The following is a 2,647-nucleotide window of genomic DNA, read 5'->3' as shown; positions in this document are numbered from 1 at the left end:
CTATTTCGTTATCGCGGTGGCATTACTTGAAATCGCGCAGCGCGCGGTCTCCATGACACTGATCCGGCAGCCCGAAGTAACCGAAGCGCATCTCAATACGGTTTTCACGATGCAGCTGCTGCTAGGTATTTCCGCGGCCGCCCTGATCTGGACCAGCGCACCTCTCATGGGTTTTCTGGGCTTACCTGTCCTGACCGAATTGATTCCTGCCTTATGCCTGATCGCCATCGTCAGCTCGCTTAAAAGCACACGGTTTCTCCTGCTGGAAAGGGATCTCAGGTTTGGATTCGTCGCAGGTGAAGAAGCTATTAGCCGTATTACATATACGTTGTTCGCAGTGTGTCTTACCTGGTTATGGCGCGACTTCTGGGCCATTGTTGCAGCCAATTTTCTGACCCAAGTTGCACGTGTTATCTGGTCCTTTGCCGTCGCACCGATGCGGCCCCGGCTGACGCTCAGGTGTTGGCATGACTGTATCGACGTATCATCATGGTCATTGGGCGCACAAATCACACAATTCCTGACGACCAACATGCCGCAAATCGTTATCGGAGCGACATTGGGGCTGGCGGATGCTGGCATTTTCAGAATTGGCTTTCGCCTTGTGTCACTGTTCACCAGCCAGGTCATCGGACCACTTGAGCGCGTGATTTATCCCGGGCTTGCCAGCATCTCCAGGGCTCAGGGCAACGACCGCGAAGCCTTTGAGCAAGCTAATGCCATCCTGCTGGGCATTATCATTCCCGTCAGTGTCGGAATGGCGCTGGTCGCAAACCACCTGATCGTCGTGGTGGTCGGATATGAGTGGCTAGCGGCCTCTCAGGTCATCTGGGTGCTCGCCCCGCTCAAGGCCATTGAAACGCTGCAGGCCAATGTCCGGTCAGCAAGCTACGTGCAGGGTGACACAAAACGGCTGTTTCTGCGCAACAGTATCCTGTTGGTCGTAACAACCATGCTGGTGCTGCTGGGATCCACCCATGGGTTTGTGGGCGCGATCCTCGGGTCTGGTGCCGCCAGCCTGTTCGCGATCGGTCTGGCGCTGGTCATGGCCAAGGATTTTGGAACCGGGGGGCTTCTCACACCCATCCTCATGGCCTGGCGTACCTTTGCCGCAGCCATCACAATGGTCACCGCCGTTCTAATCGTCAGCAGCGCCTATGGCAGTGGCGATGCGATCGGCTGGGCCTATAATTCCGCCGAGGAACTGCCGCTGCTGCGTATCCGCTTCTCGGTCAAGGTGCTTGTCGGCGTGTTCACATATATCGCAACACACCTGTTGCTATGGCACCTGTCCGGGCGGCCCAAAGGGTTCGAAAGCCTGGCGTTAGAACTTGCGTCGAAAATCAAACGCAAGTTCGTCGCCAAGATATTCTGAATGGCTGTCAGACCCTAAGGGCCCGCTTCAACTCGGAAACAATATACTCGATATGGTCTTGAGAGAGGTACTGGTGTAGCGGCAGTGACAGGGTATCGTTCTTGAGCGTCATCGCTTCAGCCTGCCCCGTCCAGTCGAGATTGCGGTTGAACCCGGCCCACCAGGGAGTTGCACCAACCCCGCTTTTTTGCAGCTCCTGCACGATCCGGTCGCGACCAGCCACCATCACAGGCATGTTCAACGGGCAAGTATCGGGCGACAGCTCGGGCACGAGCAGGCGCGCACCTGCCATATCGGTCAGAAGATCCCGGTAGCACTGCCAGTTCGCCCGACGTTTCTCAATGGCCTGAGACACAGAAAAGGCCCGCAGGGGGCGGGCAGCAAAGGTGCTCATCCGGGTGCCGCGCAAAGCAGGGTCGAAATAGTAATGGCCGGGAATATCCTCTAGAACCTCCTCATTGGAACAGGCTTGTGGGTCCACCTGATCCCCACCCCGCAGGGCTTTTACCATCCCTTTCAGCCGTGCCGGGCCAAGCACATTCGCTAACCCCGCACGTACAAGTGTCTTGGCAACCGTTCTGCGCGGCGGGGAGCGTTCAAACATGCGCGTTGCGTCCAGATCCGGCGCGTTGATCACCAGGGCGCCCCCGCCCAAAACCGGGATGAACTTGTAAAAACAGAAGACCGAAACGTCCCCAATACGCCCCTCAGCCGGAGAAGCGCCACTCAGAAGGCTCAGCGCGCAATCCTCGATCAGACGCAGCCCGTGCCGATCACATAATGCGCGCAGTTCTGCCAGAGCGGGCTGAATCACCCCAAAGTAATGCGTCACATAGATGGCCCGCGTCTGTCTTGTGATAAGCGATTCAATCCGTGCGGGATCGGCAAGCAGGTTTTTGGTGACAGGATACAGCCGGACAGAAAGGTGGGCATCAATCAGCGGATCAATCTCTGATCCGCAATTGTAGGCCGGCGCCAGAACCTCGTCTCCAGGCTTCAGATCAAGAAGATCGCAAGCCGCCCGGATCGCTACACGTGTATTGAAACTCCAGAAAACGGAACGGTCCCTGAACAGCGCTGCATACCCGCCCGCAGGATCACGGCGGAACAAATTGACCAGCCGCATCGAAGGATCGCCGCAATAAAGCGTACTCTTACCTGTGTCGTTTCTCATCCCCGTCCCGCAATTCAATAACCCCGCCAAGCCCGACGGTGTGTCAGACGGTTTTCATCGCAATGTCCAATAGGTGAAAACCCCGTTTTCAGGATATT

Annotated in this window: 2 protein-coding genes; one reads left to right on the top strand and one right to left on the bottom strand. The window is 56.8% G+C overall.

All coding sequences use genetic code 11. The features are described from left to right. Nucleotides 1-1,375: oligosaccharide flippase family protein (locus tag AC2FND_RS19925; protein ID WP_496771439.1), on the top strand; the 1,375-nt coding region annotated here is incomplete at its 5' end. A gap of 7 nt (nt 1,376-1,382) precedes the next feature. Here AC2FND_RS19925 and AC2FND_RS19920 read toward each other — a convergent pair. Beyond that, the gene (locus AC2FND_RS19920; protein ID WP_496771438.1) at nt 1,383-2,549 is read right to left on the bottom strand and encodes a DegT/DnrJ/EryC1/StrS family aminotransferase; all 1,167 of its coding nucleotides are present in this window, start codon (nt 2,547-2,549) and stop codon (nt 1,383-1,385) included. Nucleotides 2,550-2,647 lie beyond the last annotated feature (98 nt).

Source organism: Ruegeria sp. BHSB056, from assembly GCF_059613305.1.
This window is presented reverse-complemented; position numbering and strand designations above follow the sequence as displayed.

Excerpts from the sequence above, each read along its gene's own strand:
- AC2FND_RS19920 (WP_496771438.1), bottom strand. The coding sequence starts at position 2,549 with ATGAGAAACGACACAGGTAAGAGTACGCTTTATTGCGGCGATCCTTCG.